We start from the raw sequence: 23,401 nt of genomic DNA, 5'->3' as shown, positions 1-23,401 counted from the left end.
GACAAGGAAGAAATCGTGAAACATCGGACCCTCCGCACGTGGCGCAGTGCGTTCTTCATCATCTTGGCGTCGTGGCTCGCTGGCTGCGCCCATCAGGATGTCGGTGAGGTTCGCGGTTCCAGCGTGGAAACCTTCATCCCGGCCAACGCCGAAAGTTATGCCATGTCCGAAAACCAGGGCTTCGTCATCGGCGAGCCCCTGGCGCCGCTGCAGTTGCCCAATTACCCCGCGACGGCGGACGCGCCACGCGGTGAGGTGGTCGTCTGCCTGGAGGTGTCGATTGATCGAGACGGCCTCGTTTATGCCAGCGCACCACTGACGGGCCTGCCCGGTTGCCCGGCGAGGATCGGCGACGTTGCCGCCGAATTGATGCGCAGCGCCAGGCAGGCGACGTCGTCGTGGCGCTTCGCCCGGTCCCGGCGATGCACCTACCCGCAGGGATACGACGCTGCGCAGGCGCCGGGTTGCGACGGTCCGGTGATCAAGGTCGAATTCGTGCCGATCAGGCTGGCGTTCCGGTTTCGCTTCACGCGCAAGGCGGGCAGCACCGGCAACGTGACGATGGATCGCCTGCGCGGCTGAAACCCGCCGCGCTCGTCGGTATTCGCCGACGGCAACGTGTCGGGGCCGGGCGTCGGCGAGGGTTGAGCGCTTCCTTGTTCGTCTGGAAGCATGCCCACAGCGCGTCATCTGGTATCCATCGTCCCTTCGACCGGGCGCGCCCCATGAGCAGCTCCTTGGCTTTGGCGATTGCGCCCGCATCGCCGCTGGCCTCGGTGGCCTGCAACTCGCTGCGCGCCTCTGTATTCAAGACCCCGGCGGCAGCCGCGTGCGCAGCAGCGCGTCGACCGACTGCTGCCATTGCGGCGAGCCCGGGTTGGATTGCGGGGCTTCCTCGCCCAGTTTGCGCTGCACGGCCTGGTTCCACTCGGGGGAACCGGGGTCGGGGCCGTGGCCCTTGTCGCTGATGGCGAGCGACTGGTCGACCCAGGCCAGCCATTCCGGCGAGCCCAGGGCGGGGTTGGCGGGCGCCGTCTGCGCTTCGCCAGGGGCTGGCGGCGTGGGCGCGGGCGAGCAGGCGGCGAGCAGCAGGGCGAGCGGGAGGCTGGCGATGAGGCGACGCATGGGACGGCTCCGGAAGAGGGCGAGGCCGGTTCAGCCTAGCGCCCGACTTGTTGCCGGTGATTAACTTTTCATGATGCGCGCCGCGCCGGTTCAGTGAAGCGCGGCCGGCTCAATCGCGCGCCGCCACTTCGTCGATGTGGCGCAGCAGGTCGGCGGGGTCCTCGTACACGCGGAATGCACCGGACTGCTGCAGCTCGGCCTGGCCGTAGCCGCCGGAGAGCACGCCCACGCCCAGCGTGCGGGCGCGTTGCGCGGCAAGCATGTCCCACACGCTGTCGCCGATCACCAGCGATTGGCGGATGTCCACGCCGAGCCGCTCGGCCGCTTCCATGAACAAATCCGGGTCGGGCTTGGCATGGCGCACCTGGTCGCGCGTGACCACCGGCACCTTCGACGGATCGATGCCGAGCGCCTCCAGGTTGTGCCGGGCCGTTTCCATCCGCCCGCTGGTGGCGATTGCCCACGGGATGTCCTGCGCGCCGAGGTAGTCGAGCAATTCGCGCGCGCCGGGCAGCGGCCGCACCGCGCCTTGCGCATGCATGCGGTTGAACGCCTCGGCATGATGCTCGCGCATGCGATCCAGTCGCTCGGCAGTGATCGGCAAAGTCGTCTCGCGCAACAGCATGTTGGCGAACAGGCCGCCGCTCATGCCGATCTTGCGATGGATCCGCCACACCGAAATGTCCAGCCCCTCGGCGTCCAGCGCCTGCTTCCACGCCAGCACGTGCTGGTAGACGCTGTCGATCAGGGTGCCGTCCAGATCGAACAGGAAGGCGCCGTCACGCCGTGGCATGGCTGCTCTCGCGCCGCGGCAGCAATGGCCGGCCCGAGTCCAGCACGGCCAGCGCGGCGCCGCCGAGCAGCCCCGGTTCCGGGTTCATGATCGCCTGGGTCGGCACTTTTTCCATGATGTCGCGGAAGCGGCCCTTGGCTTCGAAGCGTTCGCGGAAGCGCCCGCGTTCCAGCCACGGCAGCAGCACCGGGATCAGTCCGCCGGTGAGGTAGACGCCGTCCCACGCGCCGAGCGTGAGCACCAGGTCGCCGGCCACGCTGCCGAAGATGCCGGCGAAGGTTTCCACCGTGCGCGTGCACAGCGGGCAGCTGTCGGCCTTGGCCCGGGCGGTGATGTCTTCGGGCTTCAGGTCGGCCGGTTGTGCGCCGACCATGTGGCAGATCGCGTCGTACAGGTTCACCAGGCCCTGGCCGCAGATCAGCCGCTCGTTGGAAACGCGACCGTACTTGTGGTTGAGGTAGTCGAGGATCGCGATGTCCTCCGGCGTGTGCGCGGCGAAGCCGGCGTGGCCGCCTTCGGTCTGCAGCACGCTGCAGTGACCGCCGCGCACCAGCAGGCCGCCCACGCCCAGGCCGGTACCGGGGCCGACGATGGCAAAAGTCTGTTCGTCCTCGGCACCGACCACCGGCCGCGGCACCGTGCCCACGTCGACCAGGTCGTCGCCGTGCAGCAGCGTCACCGCCATGCTCTGCGCGGCGAAGTCGTTGACCAGGTGCACATGCTCCAGGCCCAGCGCCTCGGCGGTCTGGTGGGCCGAGATCGCCCACGGATTGTTGGTGACCTTCACCGTCTCGCCGTCGACGATGCGTCCGGCCGCGGCGACGATGGCGCGCTTCACCGTCAGCCCCGTTTCGTCGAGGTACTGCCGGGCGGTGGCCACCAGCGAATCGTGCTCGGCAACCCGATAGCGCCGGATGCTGTCGGCCAGCAGCGGGCGCTCGCGCGAGGTGTCGGCCACGCCGAAGCGGACGTTGGTGCCACCCAGATCGACGAGCAGGGTGGGTACGCTGCGGGACGGGCTCATGTAGCTTCCTGCGGAAACGGAACAGCAAGCGTGCCGCCGTTGTGCCGCGTAGTCCAGCGTTTTGCATCCGTACGCGCCGGAATGGCGATGCCGGCGGGCCGCGGCTGCGTGCGGGGCAAAGGCGTAAAATAGAGGGCTGCCGACTTGCGAGTACCGCCATGAGCTTTCCCGCCACCCGCATGCGCCGCATGCGCCGCGACGCCTTCTCTCGCGCGCTGATGCGCGAGCACACCTTGCTGCCGAGCGACCTGATCATGGTCGCCTTCGTGATCGAGGGTGAGGGTCGGCGCGAAGCGGTGCCGTCGATGCCCGGCGTGGATCGGCTCTCGATCGACGAACTGCTGAAGCTGGCCGGCGAATGCGTGCGCCTGGGCATTCCCGCGCTGGCCCTGTTCCCCTCGCCCGGCGCCGGGGTGAAATCGCTCGACGCCGCCGAGGCGTGGAACCCCGACAACCTGATGCACCGCGCCACCCGCGCGCTCAAGGCGAAGTATCCGGAACTGGGTTTGATCGGCGACGTGGCGCTCGACCCGTACACCACCCACGGCCAGGACGGCCTGATCGACGAGCATGGTTACGTGATGAACGAGCCCACCGTCGAGGCGCTGGTGAAGATGTCGCTGGCGCAGGCCGCGGCGGGCATGGATATCGTGGCGCCGTCGGACATGATGGACGGCCGCGTCGGCACCATCCGCGATGCGCTGGAAGCGGCCGGCCACATCCACACCCGCATCCTCGCCTACTCGGCGAAATATGCCTCCGCGTTCTACGGCCCGTTCCGCGATGCGGTCGGTTCCTCGGCCAACCTCGGCAAGGGCAACAAGCACACCTACCAGATGGACGTGGGCAACAGCGACGAGGCCCTGCGCGAGGTCGAGCTGGACCTGCTCGAAGGCGCCGACATGGTGATGGTGAAACCGGGCCTGCCGTACCTCGACGTGCTGCGCCGGGTGAAGGACGCCTTCGGCGCACCGACCTTCGTCTACCAGGTCAGCGGCGAATACGCGATGCTCAAGGCCGCCGCGCAGAACGGCTGGCTGGACGAAAAGGCGGTGGTGCTCGAATCGCTGACCGCGTTCAAGCGCGCCGGTGCGGATGCGATCCTCACCTATTACGCTGTGGATGCGGCGCGGTGGTTGCGCGAGTAGCGGGCTTGCCTTTCCTCCGCTGAGGAACGTCTCCGGAAACGACGAATCGGGCTTGCCATGACGGGTCGCGGAAAATACCTGATGGCCTCTCTGGCGGTGCTGTTGATTGCCGTGTTCTGCTTGTGCACGGCGCTCGCGGTCTGGGGGCGCGTAACCGTCCGTATACGCGGGCCGGCGAACACGCATGCGGCGGTGGCACCTGCCCCGGCGGGTGCCGCGTCTGTTCCTGGTTATCTGGTGGAGACAACCGGGATCGACGAGACGGGTACGCATACCGATCGCTTTCTCCAGGAGCCTGACTATGTCCTTGCCGCGTTTGGCGGCCAACTGCTTGGAGCGGATCGCGGCGAGTGGGGCGGAGAACTCGTGTTTCGCGATGTGGGCGGTACGGTGCATCCGGTACTCAAGGGAAACGTGCGCGGCATCGTGAAGATGCCGTTCGGGCTGATCGTGCTCACCGGATTGAACCATCTGGGGAGCGGTGCCGGTGCCATTTTTCGCGTGGAGCAGCACCGCGATGGCGAAGTTGTCGCCACGCGGAAGTATTCCCTCCGCGGTGGCCCGAATGATGCGCGTTGGACAACCGACGGCGATCTGGTTTTCTCGATCCACTATGTGTCTCGTGATGGCTTGTTCAGACGAACGCGTATGCAATGCCTGTTGCTGGATCGCTCGGGTGACCTGCGAAGGCTGCCCTGCCTGATGGTTGGTGGATGACCGTTGAGGCAAAAGCGGCCATGGCGAGCTGCTTTCGATTTCCGGCATGTCAGGGGGCGTCGGAACATGGACTTTCGGTCGCTCGCGACAGCAGGGTTGCGTTCGCTCTTTGATGCGGTGCCTGCCCTCGCGTAAGCTGGCCGATGGGGCCGCACAGCGGCCACAGGGGCGAACGAGGATGGGGGCGTTGCAGGATCATCCGTTGACGAGCGACCGCGCCGCCGGCTTGCCGGCGGCGGCGCGGGCGTTGCTCGCGCGTGCTTCCGCAGCGCTGGATGCGCACGACCTGCCGGCTGCCGAGGCGGCGCTCGATGGCGTGCTGGCGATGCTGCCCGATTGTGCCGAGGCCTTGCGCATGCAGGGGCTGGTGCGGCACGTGCGCGGCGATTACGTGAGGGCGGTGGCCTTCCTGCAGCGGGCGCGGGCGTTGCTGCCGGACGACCCGCTGGTGCGCATGAACCTGGCCACGGCGCTGTTCGCCGCGGGCGAGCCTGCGACGGCAATGGCTGGCCTGGAGCGATGCTGTGCCAAGGCGCCGGACTTTGCGCCGGCGTGGTTCAACCTCGGCAAGATGTACATGCTGCAGCAGCGTCCGGCCGGGGCGATCACCGCCTTGCATCGCGCGCTGGATGCCGAGCCCGGCCACGTGCCGGCGCGGATGCTGCTGGCGCAGGCGCAGGCGAGCCTGGGTGCGTTGGGTCCGGCCGGCGACAGTTATCGTGCGGTGCTGCGCCTGCAGCCGGACCTGGCCGATGCCTGGGTCGGCCTCGCCGATCTGGAGACGGCGTCGTTCGGCGCGGCCGACGTCGCGCATCTGGAACAACTGCTGCGTTCGCCGCTGGCCAGTCAGCGCGCGCGGGTGTGCCTGGGTTTTGCGTTGACCCGCGCGCTGGAGGACCAGGGCGACTACGCCGGCGCATTTCGCGCGCTGCGCAAGGCCAATGCGCAGATGTACCGCGCGCTGGCCTGGAAGCCGGCCAAGTCCCGCGCGCAGGCGCAGGCGATGCGCCGGGTGTTCGAGACGCGGCGGACGGACGCCATCGATGCGCGGCTGGGCGAGGGCATGGTGTTCGTGGTCGGCATGCCGCAGGCCGGGTCGCTGCTGACCGCGCAGGTGCTGGCCGCGCATCCGGCAGTGGCGGTGGTCGACGAATCGGATGCGGTCGAAGAGGTGCTCAAGGCCGAAACGCAACGCCGGCAGCAGCCGCGCGTGCAGTGGATGACGCAGGCCACGCCGGCGGACTGGCAGCGACTGGGCCGGGATTACCTCGCCCGCGCCGAAGCGGCACGCGGACGCAAGGCCTGCCTGGTCGACCGCACGCCGGGCAACTGGCGGCTGGTCGGGGCGATCCTCGCGATGCTGCCGGGCGCGCGCGTGGTCGACAGCCGCCGCCGCGCGCTGGAAACCTGTTTCGCCTGCTACCGGCAGTTGTTCCTCGACCGTCACGAGTTCAGCTACGACCTCGACCACGTCACCGGCTACTGGAGCGATTACGACGCGTTGTGCCGGCACTGGCGGCAGCTGTATCCCGGCCGCTTTCTCGAACACCACTACGAGGCATGGCGTGCCGAACCGGCGTTGCAGACACGTCGCCTGCTGGCGTTCTGCGCGTTGCCGTTCGCGCCAGCCTGCGTGGACGTGCATGGCGGCGGCGAGCGCCATGCCGGCAGCGTGGACGCGTTGATGCGCCGGGACAGCGAGCGCTGCGCCGCCTACGGCGTGGAGCTGAAGCGGTTGCGCGCGTTGCTGGGGATGCGCGCCGCCGACGCGTGAATGGCGAGGGCGGCGATCAGCGTGTGCTCGACACCGGCGCCGACGTCGAAGCGCTGCCCGCCGGCGCCTCCGCCGGGCACTGCACCACGCGACGCGGCGTGCCCGGGCCCGGGGTTGCGAGCGGCTGGCCGATCGCGCCCATGCGCCGCGCCAGTGGCACCACCGCCTGGTTGAGGCGCCAGTCGTAGATCACGCTGAAGGCCATCACGCGGGCCACGTATTCGCGGGTTTCCTTGTACGGGATGGTGGCGACGAACAGGTCCGGCGCCAGCGTGCCGCGTTCGGCCAGCCACACGTCGACGCGGTTCGGCCCGGCGTTGTAGGCCGCGCTGGCGAGCCAGGTCGAGCCGTCGAAACGCTGCGCCATCTGCGCCAGGTAGCGCGTGCCCAGCGCGATGTTCACCACCGGGTCGTACAGGCTGGCAGCGCCGTCCCATGGCAGGCCGGCGGCACGCGCCACCAGCGCGCCCGTGGCCGGCAGCAGCTGCATCAGGCCGCGGGCGTCGGCGCCGGAACGCGCGTCGCTCATCCACGCGCTCTCGGCGCGCAGGATCGCGTACGCCCATGCCGGATAGATGCCGGCCTGCTCGGCCTGCGGCACCAGGCCGTCCTGGCTGGCCAGCGGGAAACGCAGGTCGTACAGGCGCAGCGCGTCGCCGCTGCTGAGCGTGAACACCGCGCGGTCGTACCAGCCACGCCGGTTGGCCAGGTCGGCGGCGAGGCGCTGGGTGGCCGCGTCGGTGCCTTGCAGCGCGCGGTTCCATTCGCGCCGGGCCAGTCGCGGCAGGTCCACCGCGAACAATTCGAACGCGCGCTGCAGGGCGGGTCGGGCCAGCAACTGCTGCTCGCGCTGCGGATCGTCGGCCAGGCTCAGCGGGCAGATGGCGTAGTCCTGATGCAGGCGGTCGGCGGCGAGGAAGCCGAAGTAGGTGGCCTGTCCGGCCAGCGCGGCGTATTGCCGTTGCGCGGCTGCGGCATCGCCGGTGGCGGCGAGCGCACGGGCGCGGAAGTACTGCCATTCGTCGCCCTGCTGCAGCGACGGCGGCATCGCCGCGATCGCCGCCAACACGGCCGGCCAGTTCATCCGAGCCAGCGCCACTCGCGCGCGCCATTCGCGGGTGCTGTCGTCCTGCGCGGCGGCGGGCAGCGCGACGAGACGGGCGAGCGCGTCGTCGTCGAAGTCGGTGGCGTGGAACAGCGCCAGCGCGCGCAGGATGTCGTTGCGCTGCGCGGTGTCGAACGTCAAACGCGGCTGCAACTGCCGCCACGCGTCGTCGGCGCGGTCCACGTCGCGCCGCGCCTGTCGCACCAGCGCCAGCGTCGCGGCCTGCCGCGCGCGCGGCGTGTCGCTCCACTGCAGGGCCTTGGCCAGCGCCGCGGCCGGATCGCGCAAGGCCAGTACCAGCTGCTGCGCGTCGGCCTGCTGGGCGGCGGGCAACCAGCTCGCCAGGCTGGCGATGGTGCCGGCCTGCCCGGCGTCGGCGGCGCGGTCGATGCGCGTCCACAACCCTGCGGCGGTGAGCAGGCCCTGGCGCTGCGCGGCATCGAGCACCGGGTCGCAGGCGTCGGGCAGGTTCGGCTGCGACCACAGCGCGGCGAGATCGCGATCGAAATCCAGCGTGGCACCTTGCGCGAGCCTGGCTTGCAGCGCGTCGCAGCTCAGCGTGTCGCCAAGGCCCGCCTGGTACAGGGCGAGAAAGCCGCTCCAATCCTGCCGCCGCGCCAGCTCGCGCAGGAAGCTGCGGCGCAGGTCGGCGGCGGGCAGCCAGTCCGGATACTGCGCGAGGTAGGCCTCGACGGTGGCGCGGTCGACGGTGCGGATGTCGTGCTCCAGCGCCGCCGCCTGCAGGTAGGGATACAGCGGGTAGTCGTGCAGCGTGCCGGCGAGGGCGCGCCAGTCGTCGCCCTGCTGGGCCGCCGCATAGGCCTGCTTGAACGTGGCGCGTTGCGCCGGCGTCGGCTCGGCGGCCTGCGCAAGGCCGGTGAACAGGCAGGCACCGGCCAGCAGCAGGCCGCCCGCGCGTGCCAGCCGGGGAGAGGTGAAAGCAGGCATGCGTACTCCGCGATTCGATCTGCCCGCAGTGTAGTGGAACGCCCGCGGCCGCTTGTGTGGACCGGGTGAACACATGGCGCGCCCTGCTAAGCTGGCACGCTGATTCGTCGCCATCCACGGTTTGCCGCATGTCATCCGAAGCTGCGCCTGTTGTCCGTCGGGAGCCTCTGGCGTGGCTGGCCTTGCTGCTGGCAGCCCTGGCATCGCTGTACGGCTGGTGGGCGATCGGCCGGCCGGTGGCGTTGCCCGATGCACCCACCTCGCGCATCGCCTGCGTGTCGTATGCACCGTTCCGGCTGGCGGGCGAGTCGCCGCTGGATGCCTCGGCCTTCGTCAGCGCCGAGCGCGTCGACGCGGACTTGCGCGCGCTGTCGCAGCGCTTCGATTGCGTGCGCACCTACTCGCAGGGGCAGGGCCTCAGCGCGGTACCGCGGATCGCCCGGCGCTATGGCATGAAGGTGCTGCTGGGCATCTGGCTGGGACATGATCCCGAGGCCAATGCCGAACAGATCCGCCTCGGCATCGCCACGGCGCGCGCCTACCCGGACGTGGTGCGTGCGGTGATCGTCGGCAACGAGGTGCTGCTGCGCGGCGAGCTGTCGTCGGCGCAGCTGGCGGCCGATTTGGCGCGTGTGCGCGAGGCGGTGCCCGAGCCGGTGACCTATGCCGACGTGTGGGAGTTCTGGTTGCGCCATCCCGAGCTGGCCGGCTCGGTGGATTACCTCACCATCCACGTGCTGCCGTACTGGGAAGACCGGCCGGTGCCGCCCGAGCAGGCGGTGCAGCACGTGGCGGCGGTGTACGCGAAGGTGGGCGCGGCGTTTCCGGGGCGGCGCGTGATGATCGGCGAGACCGGCTGGCCCAGCGCCGGCCGCCCGCGCCAGGCGGCCAGCGCCAGCGTGGTGGACGAGGCGCGCTACCTGCGCGACTTCCTGCGCTACGCGGAGGAAACCGGCCTGCCGTACAACGTGATCGAGGCGTTCGACCAGCCGTGGAAGCGCACGCAGGAAGGCACGGTGGGCGGCTACTGGGGCATTTTCGACGCGCAGGCGCAGCCGAAATTCGCGATGACCGGGCCGGTGGTCGAGATGGCGCGCTGGTGGCTGGGCTGGCTGGCCGCGGCGCTCGGTGGCGTGATCTTCGCGCTGGCCGGCGCATGGCGACGTCGCCGGAACGGCTGGCGCAAACGGCTGGCGCTGGGCCTGGCCGGCGTGGCCAGCGGCGGCGCCGTCGCCTGGCAGTGCCGACAGATGTGGTTTGCCTGCCGCAACCCGTGGGAGTGGACGATCTCGCTGGCCGCCTGCGTGCTGGCCGTGTTCACCGCGCTGCGGCTGGCGCGCTGGATTGCCGGGCGACTGGCCGGCACGCCGCGGCCGGGTGGCCCCGGCGGCTGGCGCACGCTGTGGCTGTTCGCGCTGGCGTATTACGGCCTGCTGCTGGTGTTCGACGGGCGCTATCGCGATTTTCCGCTGGGCCTGTTCGCGCTGCCGTGCGTGGGCCATGCACTGGCGGGGTGGCTGTCCCGCGCGAGCGAGCGGGCGCGGCCCACGCTGGAACAGCGCTTCCTTGCCGCGTGCCTGCCGCTGCTGGGCGTGGTCGTGGTCGCGCAGGAGGCCGGGCTCAACCCGACCGCGTGGTCATGGCTGGTGCTGAACCTGCTGCTTGCCTGGCCGGTCTGGCATGCGTGGCGCGCGGGCGTCCGCCTGCAGGCGCAGCAGGCGCAGGCTGCCCAGTAGCAAGGCCAGCGCGCCGGCCTCGGCGCCGTACAACTGCATGGCGAACACGCCCAGCGCCGCGGCCAGCCAGGCCAGCGACAGGCGCCGCAACAACCACGCCGGCAGCAGCGCGATGAGCGCGAGCGTGCCGTAGACGTGATGCAGGAAGCCGAGCACCAGCCACGTGCGCAGCGTGCACCACGCGGGGCCGTGGCCGCTGCCGCAGAGCTGCCCGATCGCGCTGGATTCGATCAGCCCGAAGCGCAGCGCGGTGGCGCCCAGGCCCACTGCCAGCAGCGCCAGCCACCATGCCGCCGCGCGCCACGGCAGCGAGGTCATCGGTGCTTCCGCTTCGTGTTGCGGCCGCCGACGCCGGCGGGCAGGCGGATTTCCGCGGCCACCGGCAGGTGGTCGGAGAACGCCTGCGGCAGCGTCCAGGTTTTCTCCAGCTGGATCGCCTCGGAGGTGAGGATGTGGTCCAGCGCCCGCCGCGGCTTCCAGCTGGGAAAGGTGGGCGTGGGCTGCGCCGGCGGCTGCAGGCTGCTCTTGTTGAACAGCTGGCGCATCTCCGCGCTGCCCGGTTCGGTGTTGAGGTCGCCCATCAGCACGGCGTGGCGGAAATCCTGCAGCAGCTCGGCGATGAAACCGAGCTGGCGCGCGCGCGCCGGGGCGCTCAGCGAAAGATGGGCAATCATCACCGCCAGCGCGTCTTCGCCTTCGCCGAACTGCGCCAGCAGCGCGCCGCGGCCGGGGATGCGGCTGGGCAGCGGGTAGTCCATCACCGAGGTCGGTTCGAGCCGGCTGATCAGGCCGTTGGCCGAATGCGCCAGCCGCGCCACCGGCCGGTTGGGCTGGTGGCTCCAGAACGGCAGGCCGGAGGTCTCGGCGAGGTAACGGGTCTGGTTGAGGAAGCCCGAGCGCAGGCTGCCGGCGTCGGCTTCCTGCAGGCCGATCACGTCGAAGCCGGCCAGCACCTCGGCCAGGCGGTCGAGGTTGTCCATCTTGCTGCGTCCGGGCAGCACCGCGTTGAGGCTGCGGGTCAGGTAGTCGCGGTAATGCGCCACGCTGGCGCCGGCCAGGATGTTGCAGCTGAGCAGGCGCAGGCGACGCTCGGCAGGTGCGGTGGCAGGGGTGGCGGCACGGTTCATGGCAGCACGCGGCAGAAGAGGGGAGCGGATGCCTTCAGCAGCCGGCCTGGCCACCCGCCCGAGCTGCAGCATGCGCGCCGCCGCGTGAACGCGACGATGGCGGCGCGATCCGCCGCCGCGCAGGGCCGCCTGGCGGGAGCTACTTGCCGGCCAGTTCGCGCTTGGCCAGCCACAGCGCCACCGCCAGCATGTGCTCGTGCGAGCGCACCGTGGCAACGACGTACTTGCCGTCGACCACCAGGGTCGGCGTGCCGTCGACTTGCCAGGTGCGCAGCAGGTCGAGGTCGCGCTTCATCTTCTCGGTGGTTTCCGGCGCCATCGCGATGCGCATGAACTCGTCGCGGTTGACCCCTTCGCGGGCGTAGAAATCGGCCAGCTCGTCCATCGAGTTGATCGGGTAATGCTCGCCGAACTTGGCCACGAACAGCTGCAGGTGAGTGCGCTCGACCACGCCCAGCTGCCTGGCCGCGTAATAGGCCCGCGCGAACGGCACCCATTGCTGGTTGAACGGCGCCGGCAGCAGCTTGAACTCGACCCCGGCCGGCAGCTCCTTGCGCAGCTTCTCGGCATCCGGCGCGAACTCCGCGCAGTGGATGCAGCCGTAGGAGAACACCTCGACCAGCTCGACCTTGCCCTCGCTGCTGTAGCGCTGGTGCGGGGCGGGCAGGGTGACGTAGTCGGTGCCCTCCGCGTACGGCGCCGGGTCGCTGGGCTGCGCGGTGCAGGCGCTGGCCAGCAGCAGGCTGGCGAGCAAGGCCAGGACGGGCAGGCGGGCGTATCGCTTGAACATCGGGTCGTTCTCCACGCGGATGGCGCCGGCGGCCTACTTGCCGGCCTGTTCCTTGGCGACCAGCCACTGGGTCAGCTCGATCGTCTGCGCATAGCCGCCGGCCGTGCTCGGTCCGTAGCGGTACTTGCCGTTGACGACCATCGAAGGCGTGCCGTCGATGCCGTACGCCTTGATCAGGTCGTCGGCGCGCTTCATCTTGGTGTTGACCGAGAACGAGTTGGCGACGGCGACGAATTCCTTCGGGTCCGCACCGAATTTCTGCGCGTAGAACTGCGCGATGTCCTCGATCGTGGGCCAGGCCTCCTTCGGCTTCAGCCCGCTGCCCTTGAGGTCGTAGGTGGAAATTTCGCCGGTCTTGAACGTGCCGTCGAACATCGCGTCGTAGCTCTTCTCGGCCAGGCCCAGCGCCTGCGCGGCGTAGTACGCGCGCTGGTAGACCACCCAGTTCTCGTCCGGGCGGAACGCCGCGGGCAGGTAATTCATCACCGCGCCGGCGGGCAGGCTCTTGCGGATCTGGTCGGCGGTGGTGTGGAACGCGTTGCAGGCCGGACAGCCGAAGGAGAACACCTCGGTCACCTCGACCTTGCCGGGGTGGCTGGTCGGCTGCGGCGGGTCGATCAGGAAGTAGTTCTTGCCCTCGACCCACTTGCCGTTGTCGACGAAGGGCACGGCCGGGGCGGCGGCGGTCGCGGCGCTTTCGGCGGGCGCGGGCGCGCTGTTGTCGTCGCCGGCGGGCGTGGCCGTGGCGGCGGCTGCCGTGCTGGCCGGCGCCGGCGTGCTGGCCGGGGCGGCCGGCGTCACCGAGGTCGCGGCTGCCGTGCTGGCGGGGGCCGGCGTGGCGGCCGGTTCGCCCTTGTCATGGCTGCAGGCGGCAAGCGCGAGCAGGGCGGCGCACAGGATCGGAAGACGCTTGAACATGACCACCTCGAATCGGTGAAACGGGAGACGCGCCGCGCGGGCGGTCAGGGCGTGGCGGCCGCCGCAGGCTTGCTCTCGGCGGGGTGCAGGCCTTCGATGTAGCTGGCCAGCGCGGCGATGTCCCTGGCGTCCAGCTTGGCGGCGATCGCGGGCATGATCTGCGAGCGGGTATCGGTGCCCCAACTGGCGCCGTCGTGCCATGCCTTCAGCGTGGCCTCCACGTACTGCGCATGCTGGCCGGCCAGCTGCGGATACATCGCGCCGGGGTTGCCGCGGCCGTCGATGCTGTGGCAGGCCATGCAGGCCGGGATGCCGCGCGTGCTGTCACCCTGGCGGAACAACGTTTCACCCTGCTCGACCAGCGCCTGGTCGGCCACGCCGGGGCGCGAGCTCTGGCTGGCGAAATAGGCGCCGAGGTCGTGCATGTCCTGCACCGACAGCGGCGTGGCCATGCCCAGCATGATCGGGTTCTGGCGCTGGCCGGATTTGAAATCGGTCAGCTGGCGCACGATGTACTGCTCGCTCTGCCCGGCCAGTTTGGGGTACTGCGCATCGGCGGAGTTGCCGTCCATGCCGTGGCAGGCGCCGCAGACCGCGGCCTTGGCCTGGCCGGCGGCGGCGTCGCCCGGCTTGACCGCCGCTTCGGCCACGCTGGCCGGCGCTGCTGCCGGCGCCGCGGCGCTCGCGGCGGCGGCGGGAGCCGGCGCCTCCTGGGCCATCACGGCCGTAGTGGAGAGCGCCAGCGCGAGAGCCAGGGCGGACCCGAACGCGGCGGGCCGAAAACCAGCGGAGCGAAAACTCATACACTTGACTCCCGAGAGACTTGCGAACACTGCCGACGGCGCACCGGAACGAAGCGGTGGGCAGAAACCGCAGAATTATCCCGTGCCATCCTACCTTGGTCAAACCGCTCCCATGCCGAATCCCCTCCAGGGCGCGCAGTTCATGCTCGCCGCGCACCGCCTCAGCCAGTTGCCCGCCGACGAGGGCGCCGAGGTGGCGTTCGCCGGCCGCTCCAACGCCGGCAAGTCCAGCGCGCTCAATGCGCTGACCAATCACAAGGGTCTGGCGCGCACGTCCAAGACGCCCGGGCGCACCCAGCAGATGGTCGCCTTCAGCCTGCCGTCGCCGCGCGAGGCCGCCGCGGCGCCGGTGGAAGCCGGCGCCGACCGGCGCCTGGTCGACCTGCCCGGCTACGGCTACGCCAAGGTGCCGCTGGACATGCGCGAACACTGGAAGCAGGAGATCGACGCCTACCTGCACCGTCGCCGCAGCCTGCGCGGCCTGGTGCTGATCGTCGACATCCGCCATCCGCTGAAGGAGTTCGACCGCCTGATGCTGCAGTTCTGCGCCGACACCGGCCTGCCCTGCCACGTGCTGCTGACCAAGGCCGACAAGCTCTCGCGCGGTGCCGGCACGCAGGCGCTGGCCGCCCTGCGCAAGCAATTTGCCGCCGAGGGGCTGCACGCCAGCGCGCAGGTGTTTTCCTCCTCCGCCGGCACCGGCGTGGACGAAGCGCGCGAAGCGGTGGCGAACCTGCTGCGACAGGCGCGCGCGGCGACCTGACCTGCGGCGCGCCGGCGCTCCCGCAGGGGCCGCCGTCAGCGCAGCCAGCGCTCGGCGAATTCGTCCGGTGGCAGCGGGCGACCGATCAGGTAGCCCTGGATGTAGTCGCAGCCCATGGCGACGAGCAGCGCGAGCTGAGTTTCTTCCTCGACGCCTTCCGCCACCACGCTGTAAGCCAGCGTCTTGGCCAGCGCGATGATGTGCCTGACGATTTCCTGCTGGCGCGGATCGCCGGAAAGCCCGCGGATGAAGGCCTGGTCGAGTTTGAGCACGTTGGCCGGGATGCGGGTCAGGTAGACCAGCGAGGAGTAACCGGTGCCGAAATCGTCGAGCGCGACGCCGATGCCCGCGGCGCGCAACGCCACGAGGGATTCCCGCACCTTGTGCGAGTCGTTGACGGCGGTCGCCTCCAGTATCTCGATCTCCAGGCGGTCGACGTCGAGCCGGTAGCGCCCCAGGGCGGCCTGCACCCGCTCCACGACGGACGTCCGTTCGAATTGCACCGGCGACATGTTGATCGAGACCGGGATCGCCGCCAGGTTGTCGTCCTGCCATTGCCGCATCTGCGCGCAGGCCCGATCGAGCACCCACTCGCCCAGCCATGCGCCCAGGCCCATTTCATCGAGCAGGTGCACGAAGGTGGCCGGCAGGACCAGGCCGCGCGTGGGCGACAGCCAGCGGACCAGCGCTTCGGCGCCGACGATCCGGCGCGTGCGGGCGTCGATCTTCGGTTGGTAGTGCAGCACCAGTTCGCTTCTCTCGACCGCCTTGCGCAGTTCCTGGGTCAGGTCGAAATGGATTTTCGAGGTGCGGGTGAACTCGCTCGAGTAAAACTGGAAGCCGCCCGGCTGTCCGCGCTTGGACTTGTACATGGCGGCGTCCGCCATCTGCAGCAGTTCATCGAACTGGCTGGCGTTCGCCGGGTACAACGCGATCCCCATGCTGGCGGGCGTGTTGATCTGGTGTTCGCTCACGGTGATCGGTTCGGCCAGGGCGGCGCGCAAGTCACGCAGCCGGCGGTCGAGCGTCGCGTGTTCCTCGCCGCGCACCAGATCCTGCACCAGCACGACGAACTCGTCGCCGCCCAGGCGGGCCAGCACGTCGTCCGGATGCAACTGCTGCTGGAGGCTCGTCGCACACTGGAGCAGGAGCTGGTCACCACTGGCGTGGCCGAGCGTGTCGTTGACCTGCTTGAAGTTGTCCAGGTCGATCAGGATCAGCGCGGCGGCGGTCTGCTCGCGTTGCGCCCGCTCGATGGCCTGTTCGCAGCGCTCGCGCAGCAGCACCCGGTTCGGCAGGTCGGTCAGTGCATCGTAATGGGCCTGGTGATGGAGTCTTTCCTCCTGCGCCAGGCTGGACAGCGCGATGCCGATGCGGTCGGCAAGTGCCCGGCCACCCCGGACGGCGGTGTCGATCTGCTCGGGCAAGCCCAGGTATGCCAGCAGCAGCACCTGATGCAGGCAGTCGTCATGGCGGACCGGGAACGCAAGCAGGTGCGCGGGCAGCGCAGAGCCGAGCCGTCGCAGGAACTCCTCCGGCAGATGCGCTGGTGACAGGATGCATGCCGGTTGCGCGTGGCTCAGCGCGTCGAGCCCGAACCTGACGGTTGCCGTGCGCAGGCAAACGCCCGCGTGCGCGGGGTCATGCGTCAGCAGGTAGTAACCCGCCTCGCCGTCGCGCACCAGCAGGCCGGCGCCGTCGCTGGGGATGGCCTTGCGGATGTGGCCGAGCACCTCGCTGGCGACATGCTCCATGCGCGAGGCGCTGATGATGGCGCGGTCGAGGTCGCTCAGCAGGGCGAGCATGTGGAACCGCGATTCCAGGTTCATCGCCATGTCGTTGAACGTGCGCCCCAGTTCGGCGAACTCGTCGTTGCCGGCCAGTTGCAGGCGCGCCGTCAGGTCGCCGGCCGCGAGGCGGCGGGTGAGTCCGGTCAGCTGGTCGAGCGGCTTCATCTGGTGGCGAATCTGGCGCATGGCGAGCGCCGCGGCGACGGCCAGCGCCAGCAGCACGATGATCGGAAACAGATGGCGGAAATCCTCCAGCCGGCGCAGCGCGTCGGCTCGCGAGGTGGCCTGCATGACGACGAAGCCCGGGCTGTCGAGCGCGGGCAGAAACTTGAGCCGCCACAGCCCCACCAGCAGGTCCTCGCCCGAGGCATGCCATGGCACGGTGCCGCCGGTGCCGTTGCCGAGCGCCGACTCCAGCATGTGCCGGTCCAGCGGGGCGAGGCCGGGCGTGCAGAACATGGCGACGTAGTCGGCATCGAGGATGCAGTAGCGCTCGGGTGCGGAGTCGTTGCGCCACAGCGGAGCGGTCGCGATCTCGCCCACCAGGACTTGGCTGCGGGACGCGGACGGAACCAGCAATTGCACGGGGTGGCCGGCGGCCATTCGCAGGATGCTCTTGCCGCGCGCCAGGCGGGCCTGCTGTGGCGCCGTCAAGTCGCGCGAGGGCTGCAGCGAGGTCGCGCTGAAACCGAGTTTCGCTGCCGCCGATGCGTCGCCGATGTGCTCGGCGGGAAGCTTTCGAAGGTCGCTCGCGCGGGCGTTGAGCAGCTCGATCAGGCTCATGCCGAACGATTTGCTGTCGGCCCGAAGTTGCTGGTACGCCGAGTCCAGCAGCAGCGCGCTGACCTCGTGGTAGACGTACCAGGCCATGCCGCTCATGGGGATCAGTGCGGCCAGGAGAAACTGCAGGGTGAGGCGTCGACTGACCTTGCCGGGCAGGTAAATGCGCATCGTCGCGCCTAGAAATCCTGCGCCGTGCCGATGTAACTGCCGTTGCCCGCGCGCACGATGTCGTCGCGCGCGAAGCGTCCGGTCAACTGGGTCTGCGTACGGCCATCCGGTCCGGTGCTGTACAGGTCGAAGTCGGTGTTGATCGGATTCATGTTCCGGTCGCGGCGGACCTGGCCCGTTTTGGGCGGCGGATCGGTGTCGATCGGCAGATACCGGTACGGGTTGCCCCATGGATCGAGCGCCGGTTCGCTGATGCCGATCTCGGCCAGAGTGGCGGGATAGGTCCCCGACTGGGCGTGGTAGGTCTCCAGCGCCAGCGAGGTGGTGGTCATGAAGGCCGCGACTTCATTCGCCTTGACGCGGTTGCCGTACCGCGCATAGATCGGCATCGCCATGGCGACGAGCAGCCCCATGATGACGACTGCAATCATCATCTCGACCAGCGTGAACCCGGCGCTTGGCGTGGGCAGTCTCTTGTTCATGGCTACGGGTGGAGTGTTCGCGAGGCGCACCGAGCGGCAACGCCGGGATTCGGCAAATCGCCGGGCCCCTCATCGTTAGCGGCACGGGAGGATTGCGCTTGAGCGCCATGACGACGGGCGGGCAAGCGGCGCGCGACCACGCCCGGCGGGCGGTCACGCGCGCCGGGTCATCGCGAACCGATCAGGGCGTGACGACATCCATGAACACCGCGCACAGCGCTTCCATGCCGGCGCGGTCGTCCTCGTCGAAGCGATCGGTCACCGGGCTGTCGACGTCCCACACGCCGAGCAGCGAACCATCGCGGCGAACCAGCGGCACCACGATCTCCGATTGCGAGGCCGAGTCGCAGTAGATGTGGTTGGGGTGCGTGCTGACGTCGCGCACCAGCTGGGTCTGGCGCTCGCTCGCGGCGGTGCCGCAGACGCCACGGCCGAGCGCGATGCGGATGCATGCCGGCTTGCCCTGGAACGGGCCGACCACCAGCTCGGTGCCGTCGAACAGGTAGAACCCGGCCCAGTTCAATTGCGGCAGGCCGTGGTAGACCAGCGCGCTGAAATTGGCCGCGTTGGCGATCAGGTCCGGCTCGCCCTGCAGCAGGCCGCGCGCCTGCTGCACCAGGTGCTCATAGTGCTCCTGCTTGCTGGCGAAGGTGGGGGTCTCGAGCTCGAACATGCGAAGTCATCCGGCGGCAAAGGCGTATTATGCGCGCCCTCGCCACGGACATCCCGATGACAGACTCCCGCCACGCCGCGGTATTCATCGCCGGCACCGACACCGGCATCGGCAAGACCCATGCTTCCTGCACCTTGCTGCACGCCCTGCGCGATGCCGGTCACCGCAGTTGCGGCATGAAACCGGTGGCCAGCGGTTGCGCGGCGACGCCCGACGGCCTGCGCAACGACGACGCGCTGGCCCTGCAGGCGGCAGGCAGCGATCCCGCGCTGGCCTACGAGCGGATCAACCCGGTGGCGTTGCGCGATCCGCTGTCGCCGCATCTGGCGGCCGCGCGCGAGCACCGGCAGGTCACGCTGGCGCCGATGCGCGCCGCCTTCGAACAACTGCGCAGCGAACACCAGCGCGTGGTGGTCGAAGGCGTCGGCGGCTGGCTGGTGCCGCTGGCGCCCAAGCTGTTCGCCTCGGACATCGCCAGGCAATGGCAGTTGCCGGTGATCCTGGTGGTCGGCCTGCGCCTGGGCTGCCTCAACCACGCCCAGCTCAGCGCGCGCGCGATCGTCGCCGACGGCTGCCGCCTGATCGGCTGGATCGGCAACCACATCGACCCGGCGATGGAAGCGCAAGCCGAGAACCTGGCCACGCTGGGCGAGCTGCTGCCGGCGCCGTGCCTGGGCGTGCTGCCGCACGGCATGCCGCCGGCGCAGGCGGCCGGACGCTTGCACGCCGCCGTGGCGGCGCTCGGCTGACCTTCACGTCCGGCGTACCGGCGTGCGTGCTTGAATGGCCGCAGACCTGTTTCCGGAATGGCCAATGCCCCGCAACCGCTACTACCTCTCGATCGCCGACCTCGGCCACGCCCGCGGCGAGGACCCGCGTTTCAGCTACGCCGGTGCCGGCCCGAATGATTTCGCCGGCGCGCTGCAGCACGCCTTGCGCAGCGATGAGCTGTTCCAGCGCTGGCGCGCGGCGCAGCCCGACCCGGATGCGGTGGACGCCAGCCTCGGCAACACCGATCCGGCCGCCGAGGTGACGGCGAAAGTCGCCGACCTGCGCACCGACGTGGAGCTGACCACCGACCTGCCGATGAGCGTGCTGCGCCATCGGCTGTTCCTGCTGATCGGCGGCGGCTGGCAGCTGCGCGACCTGCGCGTGGCGTGATGGCGCTTCGCTGATCCGCGGTCCGCAGTTTCCTGCGAACGTTTGGAAAGCGGCGGCCGTATGGGTAAAGTCGGGGACTGCATTTCCATCCCGTCCCGCCGCGGACGCCCAACGTTGGGGAACCTGATGCTTCGACTCCGCCTGCTCGTGATTGCCACCACGATCGCCCTCGCCGCCTGCTCGCAATCGCCGGGTGGCGCCGATGCCACGCCCGCGCCTGCGCCCACGTCGACAGCGAGCGCTTCCGCCACCGCCCCGGCCGATGCCATGACCAGCAACCCGTTCTTCCAGGCCAGCACGCTGCCGTTCCAGGCGCCGCCGTTCGACAAGATCACCGACGCCGACTACCAGCCGGCGATCGAGGAGGGCATGAAGCGGCAACTGGCCGAGGTGCAGAAGATCGCCGACAACCCCGAGCCGGCCACGTTCGAGAACACCTACGTGGCGCTGGAGAAAACCGGCGTGATGCTCGATCGCGTGATGGCGGTCTTCAACGGCGTCACCGCGGCGAATACCAACCCGACCCTGCAGAAAGTGCAGGAGGAAGAGGCGCCCAGGCTGGCCGCCCACCAGGACGCGATCTATCTCAACGACAAGTTGTTCAAGCGCATCGCGGCGGTCCACGACCAGCGCGACACGCTGAAGCTCGATCCGGAATCCGCGCGCCTGGTCCAGGTGGTCTACGACAACTTCGTGCATGCCGGCGCCAAGCTGTCCGACGCCGACAAGACCAAGCTGAAGGCGATGAACAAGGAGGAGTCCAGCCTCAGCACCGCGTTCACCAACAAGCTGCTGGCGGCCACCAAGGACGCCGCGCCGGTGATCGGCGACAAGAGCAAGCTGGCCGGCCTGAGCGATGCGGAAATCGCCGCCGCCAGTCGCGCCGCGGCCGATCGCAAGCAGGACGGCAAGTACGTGTTGCCGCTGCAGAACACCACCCAGCAGCCCGAGCTGCAGGATCTGACCGACCGTGCCACCCGCCAGCAGCTGTTCGAGGCGTCGTGGAACCGCGCCGAGCAGAACGACGCCAACGACACCCGCAAGACGATCGAGCGGCTGGCGCAATTGCGCGCGCAGGAGGCCGCATTGCTCGGCTATCCGAACTACGCCGCGTGGAAGCTGGAAGACCAGATGGCCAAGACGCCGGCCACCGCGATGGGCTTCATGCAGAAGCTGGCGCCGGCTGCGGTGGCGCGTGCCACGCGCGAGGCCGCCGACATCCAGGCGCAGATCGACCAGGACCAGAAGGCGGCCGGGCAGCCCGGCTTCAAGCTGCAGCCGTGGGACTGGAACCACTACGCCGAGCAGGTGCGCAAGGCGAAGTACGACCTCGACGAAAACCAGATCAAGCCTTACTTCGAGCTGGACAACGTGCTCAAGAACGGCGTGTTCTACGCCGCCAACCAGCTCTACGGGCTGACCTTCAAGGAGCGCAAGGACATTCCGGTGTACCAGCCGGACGTGCGCGTGTTCGAGGTGTTCGACGCCGACGGCAAGTCGATGGCGCTGTTCTACTGCGACTACTTCAAGCGCGACAACAAGGGCGGCGGCGCCTGGATGGACAACTTCGTCGGCCAGTCGAAGCTGATGGACACCAAACCGGTGATCTACAACGTCGCCAACTTCACCAAGCCGGCCGCGGGCCAGCCGGCGCTGCTGTCGTTCGATGACGTGATCACCATGTTTCACGAGTTCGGCCACGCGTTGCACGGCATGCTCGCCGACGAGCAATACCCCACCCTGTCCGGCACCAACACTGCGCGCGACTTCGTCGAGTTCCCGTCGCAGTTCAACGAGCATTGGGCGACCAACCCCAAGGTGTTCGCCAACTACGCCAAGAACTACAAGACCGGCGCGCCGATGCCGCAGGCGCTGGTCGACAAAATGAAGAAGGCCGGCAAGTTCAACATGGGCTACAACATGACCGAGCTGGTCGCCGCGGCGATGCTCGACATGAACTGGCACATGCTGGGCGCCGACGCACCGGTGCAGGACGCAGACAAGTTCGAGGCCGCCGCACTGAAGAAGGACGGCGTGGACCTGAGCTACGTGCCGCCGCGCTACCGCTCCAGCTATTTCCAGCACATCTGGGGCAACGGCTACGCCGCCGGCTACTACGCCTACCTGTGGACGCAGATGCTGGCCGACGACGCCTTCATCGGGTTCAAGGACAACGGCGGCCTTACCCGCGCCAACGGCGACCGCTTCCGCAAGATGGTGCTCTCGCGCGGCAACACCGAGGACCTGGCCAAGATGTACAGGGACTGGCGCGGCCAGGACCCGAGCATCGAGCCGATGCTGGAAAACCGCGGCCTGAAGGACGCAACGAAGAAGTAGGCCGTTTAGAGCGTCAAGTGTTGGAGGGCCTGCGCAAGCAGGCCCTTTGACTTTCAAGTAGTCGCCCTTTAACTAGCAAATAGGGTGGCATAACTTTAGAATCCGGAAATGGCTCGCCCCAGTCGTTCCGCCGAAATAGATGCCGCCCTGCTGCAAGCAGTGGCCACACATCCGCGCGACCTGGTCGGCATGGTGGCGGCCCAGCTGGGTCTATCGGGTGCGAGGGTCAGCATTCAGGTTCGCAAGCTGGTGGCCGAGGGCTACCTGCGCAAGGACGGGACGACCCGACCCGTCTACACGATGGGCCACAACCGCCGGTTTTGGCAGCGATACCCACGGGAGGGCCTGACCGAGGACACCCTCTGGTCGGCGCAATTGTCACCCTTGTTGCGGGACGTGCCGCGCAACGTGCTGGACATCGCCCACCACGGTGCAACGGAAATGATCAACAACGCCATTGACCACTCCGAGGCCACGCACGTCGGAGTGCACATGGAATTGCGTGATAACGAGCTGTTGATGATGATCGCCGATGATGGTGTCGGCATTTTCCGGAAAATCGCGCGTGCCCTGGAGTTGCCGGACGAACGCCTGGCGCTGCTGGAGTTGTCCAAAGGCAAGTTCACCACGGATCCGCGAAATCACTCGGGCGAAGGCGTGTTCTTCACCTCGCGGATGTTCGATCGCTTCCAGATCATGTCCGGAGGACTGGTGTTCTCCCATGAGGAAGGACATGGCAAGGACGTGTTGTTCGATGTCGACGGCATGCCGAAGGAGGGCACCGTCGTATCCATGGGCATATCCACGGGGTCCGTGCGTACCGTCAAGCAGGTGTTCGACGAATTTTCCAGTGGTCCGGACGAGTACGCGTTTGCGAAAACCGTGGTTCCGGTTCGCCTTGCCCAGGTCGGCGATGAGAACCTGATTTCCCGTTCGCAGGCCAAACGGCTGATGCAACGCGTGGACAGGTTCCGCCACGTGGTGCTCGATTTCAGCGATGTCACCACCATTGGGCAGGCATTTGCCGACGAGATATTCCGCGTGTTTGCCCGGGCCCACCCGGAGGTGGAATTGGTACCTGTCCACGCCGTTCCGGAAGTGCAGCAGATGATCCGTCGCGCCGAAGTGACACGTGATTACGACGGCGGGCAATTGTCTTTGCTTTGAGCCGGTCGTTCACCGGGAACTTCTTCGACACGCTGCTGCGTTTTTCTGGCTCGCCGGATGTGAATGGGC

22 protein-coding genes are annotated in these 23,401 nt (G+C 68.9%); 10 read left to right on the top strand and 12 right to left on the bottom strand.

All coding sequences use genetic code 11. The features are described 5' to 3' along the window. The first annotated feature begins 15 nt into the window (after positions 1–15). On the top strand, positions 16–582 hold the full coding sequence (locus ACVCL9_RS12410) for a hypothetical protein (RefSeq protein ID WP_447097894.1): 567 nt from the start codon (positions 16–18) through the stop codon (positions 580–582). A 225-nt stretch (positions 583–807) separates the two neighbouring features. On the opposite strand, the gene ACVCL9_RS12405 is transcribed toward ACVCL9_RS12410, so the two are convergent. The 3 genes from ACVCL9_RS12405 to glk all read right to left on the bottom strand — a co-directional run bounded on the left by ACVCL9_RS12405 (position 808) and on the right by glk (position 2,942). Beyond that, positions 808–1,125 (bottom strand): hypothetical protein, encoded by a 318-nt coding sequence (locus ACVCL9_RS12405; protein WP_447097895.1) that lies wholly within the window; start codon positions 1,123–1,125, stop codon positions 808–810. 109 nt (positions 1,126–1,234) lie between these two features. After that, positions 1,235–1,918, bottom strand: a complete 684-nt coding sequence (locus ACVCL9_RS12400) for an HAD family hydrolase (protein WP_395120418.1) — start codon at positions 1,916–1,918, stop codon at positions 1,235–1,237. Beyond that, complete coding sequence (gene glk, locus ACVCL9_RS12395) at positions 1,905–2,942, bottom strand: glucokinase (RefSeq protein WP_395120417.1); 1,038 nt, start codon at positions 2,940–2,942, stop codon at positions 1,905–1,907. Before glk ends, ACVCL9_RS12400 begins: the two co-directional genes overlap by 14 nt. A gap of 158 nt (positions 2,943–3,100) precedes the next feature. Here glk and hemB point away from each other — a divergent pair, with 158 nt between their 5' ends. From hemB to ACVCL9_RS12380, 3 genes are all read left to right on the top strand, one after another. Beyond that, positions 3,101–4,090, top strand: coding sequence for a porphobilinogen synthase (hemB, locus tag ACVCL9_RS12390; protein ID WP_447097896.1), 990 nt, complete (start codon positions 3,101–3,103; stop codon positions 4,088–4,090). An 81-nt stretch (positions 4,091–4,171) separates the two neighbouring features. Beyond that, entirely contained in the window at positions 4,172–4,807 is a 636-nt protein-coding gene (locus ACVCL9_RS12385; protein WP_447097897.1) for a hypothetical protein, read from the top strand. Between the two features lie 202 nt (positions 4,808–5,009). Then, positions 5,010–6,581 (top strand): sulfotransferase, encoded by a 1,572-nt coding sequence (locus tag ACVCL9_RS12380; RefSeq protein WP_447097898.1) that lies wholly within the window; start codon positions 5,010–5,012, stop codon positions 6,579–6,581. Positions 6,582–6,597: 16 nt separating this feature from the next. On the opposite strand, the gene ACVCL9_RS12375 is transcribed toward ACVCL9_RS12380, so the two are convergent. Next, positions 6,598–8,634 carry a transglycosylase SLT domain-containing protein gene (locus tag ACVCL9_RS12375; RefSeq protein ID WP_447097899.1) on the bottom strand — a complete coding sequence of 679 codons (2,037 nt, stop codon included), beginning with the start codon at positions 8,632–8,634 and terminating at the stop codon, positions 6,598–6,600. Between the two features lie 128 nt (positions 8,635–8,762). On the opposite strand from ACVCL9_RS12375, the gene ACVCL9_RS12370 reads away from it, so the two are divergent. Then, a complete protein-coding gene (locus tag ACVCL9_RS12370) occupies positions 8,763–10,370 on the top strand; it encodes a glycoside hydrolase family 17 protein (protein WP_447097900.1) in 1,608 nt (535 codons plus the stop codon). Here ACVCL9_RS12370 and ACVCL9_RS12365 read toward each other — a convergent pair. The 5 genes from ACVCL9_RS12365 to ACVCL9_RS12345 all read right to left on the bottom strand — a co-directional run bounded on the left by ACVCL9_RS12365 (position 10,272) and on the right by ACVCL9_RS12345 (position 14,008). Next, positions 10,272–10,688, bottom strand: coding sequence for a hypothetical protein (locus tag ACVCL9_RS12365; protein WP_395120410.1), 417 nt, complete (start codon positions 10,686–10,688; stop codon positions 10,272–10,274). The two genes, ACVCL9_RS12370 and ACVCL9_RS12365, sit on opposite strands and share 99 nt — an antisense overlap. Next, positions 10,685–11,497, bottom strand: coding sequence for an endonuclease/exonuclease/phosphatase family protein (locus tag ACVCL9_RS12360; RefSeq protein ID WP_447097901.1), 813 nt, complete (start codon positions 11,495–11,497; stop codon positions 10,685–10,687). The genes ACVCL9_RS12365 and ACVCL9_RS12360 overlap by 4 nt, the downstream gene beginning before the upstream one ends. A 139-nt stretch (positions 11,498–11,636) precedes the next feature. Next, the gene (locus ACVCL9_RS12355) at positions 11,637–12,287 is read right to left on the bottom strand and encodes a thiol:disulfide interchange protein DsbA/DsbL (RefSeq protein ID WP_447097902.1); all 651 of its coding nucleotides are present in this window, start codon (positions 12,285–12,287) and stop codon (positions 11,637–11,639) included. 33 nt (positions 12,288–12,320) lie between these two features. Next, positions 12,321–13,205 (bottom strand): thiol:disulfide interchange protein DsbA/DsbL, encoded by an 885-nt coding sequence (locus ACVCL9_RS12350; RefSeq protein WP_447097903.1) that lies wholly within the window; start codon positions 13,203–13,205, stop codon positions 12,321–12,323. A 44-nt stretch (positions 13,206–13,249) separates the two neighbouring features. Then, a complete protein-coding gene (locus tag ACVCL9_RS12345) occupies positions 13,250–14,008 on the bottom strand; it encodes a c-type cytochrome (RefSeq protein ID WP_395120406.1) in 759 nt (252 codons plus the stop codon). 112 nt (positions 14,009–14,120) lie between these two features. On the opposite strand from ACVCL9_RS12345, the gene yihA reads away from it, so the two are divergent. After that, positions 14,121–14,771: a ribosome biogenesis GTP-binding protein YihA/YsxC gene (gene yihA, locus ACVCL9_RS12340; RefSeq protein ID WP_447097904.1), complete on the top strand. Its 651-nt coding sequence runs from the start codon at positions 14,121–14,123 to the stop codon at positions 14,769–14,771. A 35-nt stretch (positions 14,772–14,806) separates the two neighbouring features. Here yihA and ACVCL9_RS12335 read toward each other — a convergent pair whose 3' ends face one another. The 3 genes from ACVCL9_RS12335 to ACVCL9_RS12325 all read right to left on the bottom strand — a co-directional run bounded on the left by ACVCL9_RS12335 (position 14,807) and on the right by ACVCL9_RS12325 (position 18,667). After that, a complete protein-coding gene (locus ACVCL9_RS12335) occupies positions 14,807–17,512 on the bottom strand; it encodes a putative bifunctional diguanylate cyclase/phosphodiesterase (protein ID WP_447097905.1) in 2,706 nt (901 codons plus the stop codon). Between the two features lie 8 nt (positions 17,513–17,520). Continuing rightward, positions 17,521–17,994 (bottom strand): prepilin-type N-terminal cleavage/methylation domain-containing protein, encoded by a 474-nt coding sequence (locus ACVCL9_RS12330; RefSeq protein ID WP_447099577.1) that lies wholly within the window; start codon positions 17,992–17,994, stop codon positions 17,521–17,523. 181 nt (positions 17,995–18,175) lie between these two features. Next, a complete protein-coding gene (locus tag ACVCL9_RS12325; RefSeq protein WP_395120402.1) occupies positions 18,176–18,667 on the bottom strand; it encodes a GAF domain-containing protein in 492 nt (163 codons plus the stop codon). A 56-nt stretch (positions 18,668–18,723) separates the two neighbouring features. Here ACVCL9_RS12325 and bioD point away from each other — a divergent pair, with 56 nt between their 5' ends. From bioD to ACVCL9_RS12305, 4 genes are all read left to right on the top strand, one after another. Then, the gene (gene bioD, locus ACVCL9_RS12320; RefSeq protein ID WP_395120401.1) at positions 18,724–19,416 is read left to right on the top strand and encodes a dethiobiotin synthase; all 693 of its coding nucleotides are present in this window, start codon (positions 18,724–18,726) and stop codon (positions 19,414–19,416) included. A gap of 64 nt (positions 19,417–19,480) precedes the next feature. Further along, a complete protein-coding gene (locus ACVCL9_RS12315) occupies positions 19,481–19,828 on the top strand; it encodes a hypothetical protein (RefSeq protein WP_395120400.1) in 348 nt (115 codons plus the stop codon). A gap of 126 nt (positions 19,829–19,954) precedes the next feature. Next, positions 19,955–22,165: a peptidyl-dipeptidase Dcp gene (gene dcp, locus ACVCL9_RS12310; RefSeq protein WP_447097907.1), complete on the top strand. Its 2,211-nt coding sequence runs from the start codon at positions 19,955–19,957 to the stop codon at positions 22,163–22,165. Between the two features lie 108 nt (positions 22,166–22,273). Continuing rightward, complete coding sequence (locus ACVCL9_RS12305) at positions 22,274–23,332, top strand: STAS-like domain-containing protein (RefSeq protein WP_447097908.1); 1,059 nt, start codon at positions 22,274–22,276, stop codon at positions 23,330–23,332. Positions 23,333–23,401: the final 69 nt, after the last annotated feature.

It is taken from the genome of Rhodanobacter sp. UC4438_H5 (assembly GCF_052978405.1).
Note: the sequence above shows the minus strand (reverse complement) of the source record. Positions and strands in the feature narration are given on the sequence as shown.

Excerpts from the sequence above, each read along its gene's own strand:
- ACVCL9_RS12350 (WP_447097903.1), bottom strand. The coding sequence starts at position 13,205 with ATGTTCAAGCGTCTTCCGATCCTGTGCGCCGCCCTGCTCGCGCTTGCC.
- ACVCL9_RS12330 (WP_447099577.1), bottom strand. The coding sequence starts at position 17,994 with ATGAACAAGAGACTGCCCACGCCAAGCGCCGGGTTCACGCTGGTCGAG.
- ACVCL9_RS12400 (WP_395120418.1), bottom strand. The coding sequence starts at position 1,918 with ATGCCACGGCGTGACGGCGCCTTCCTGTTCGATCTGGACGGCACCCTG.
- ACVCL9_RS12335 (WP_447097905.1), bottom strand. The coding sequence starts at position 17,512 with ATGCGCATTTACCTGCCCGGCAAGGTCAGTCGACGCCTCACCCTGCAG.
- bioD (WP_395120401.1), top strand. The coding sequence starts at position 18,724 with ATGACAGACTCCCGCCACGCCGCGGTATTCATCGCCGGCACCGACACC.
- ACVCL9_RS12355 (WP_447097902.1), bottom strand. The coding sequence starts at position 12,287 with ATGTTCAAGCGATACGCCCGCCTGCCCGTCCTGGCCTTGCTCGCCAGC.
- ACVCL9_RS12345 (WP_395120406.1), bottom strand. The coding sequence starts at position 14,008 with ATGAGTTTTCGCTCCGCTGGTTTTCGGCCCGCCGCGTTCGGGTCCGCC.
- hemB (WP_447097896.1), top strand. The coding sequence starts at position 3,101 with ATGAGCTTTCCCGCCACCCGCATGCGCCGCATGCGCCGCGACGCCTTC.
- ACVCL9_RS12360 (WP_447097901.1), bottom strand. The coding sequence starts at position 11,497 with ATGAACCGTGCCGCCACCCCTGCCACCGCACCTGCCGAGCGTCGCCTG.
- ACVCL9_RS12385 (WP_447097897.1), top strand. The coding sequence starts at position 4,172 with ATGGCCTCTCTGGCGGTGCTGTTGATTGCCGTGTTCTGCTTGTGCACG.
- ACVCL9_RS12370 (WP_447097900.1), top strand. The coding sequence starts at position 8,763 with ATGTCATCCGAAGCTGCGCCTGTTGTCCGTCGGGAGCCTCTGGCGTGG.
- glk (WP_395120417.1), bottom strand. The coding sequence starts at position 2,942 with ATGAGCCCGTCCCGCAGCGTACCCACCCTGCTCGTCGATCTGGGTGGC.
- ACVCL9_RS12375 (WP_447097899.1), bottom strand. The coding sequence starts at position 8,634 with ATGCCTGCTTTCACCTCTCCCCGGCTGGCACGCGCGGGCGGCCTGCTG.
- ACVCL9_RS12315 (WP_395120400.1), top strand. The coding sequence starts at position 19,481 with ATGCCCCGCAACCGCTACTACCTCTCGATCGCCGACCTCGGCCACGCC.
- yihA (WP_447097904.1), top strand. The coding sequence starts at position 14,121 with ATGCCGAATCCCCTCCAGGGCGCGCAGTTCATGCTCGCCGCGCACCGC.
- ACVCL9_RS12365 (WP_395120410.1), bottom strand. The coding sequence starts at position 10,688 with ATGACCTCGCTGCCGTGGCGCGCGGCGGCATGGTGGCTGGCGCTGCTG.
- ACVCL9_RS12405 (WP_447097895.1), bottom strand. The coding sequence starts at position 1,125 with ATGCGTCGCCTCATCGCCAGCCTCCCGCTCGCCCTGCTGCTCGCCGCC.
- ACVCL9_RS12305 (WP_447097908.1), top strand. The coding sequence starts at position 22,274 with ATGGCTCGCCCCAGTCGTTCCGCCGAAATAGATGCCGCCCTGCTGCAA.
- ACVCL9_RS12325 (WP_395120402.1), bottom strand. The coding sequence starts at position 18,667 with ATGTTCGAGCTCGAGACCCCCACCTTCGCCAGCAAGCAGGAGCACTAT.
- dcp (WP_447097907.1), top strand. The coding sequence starts at position 19,955 with ATGCTTCGACTCCGCCTGCTCGTGATTGCCACCACGATCGCCCTCGCC.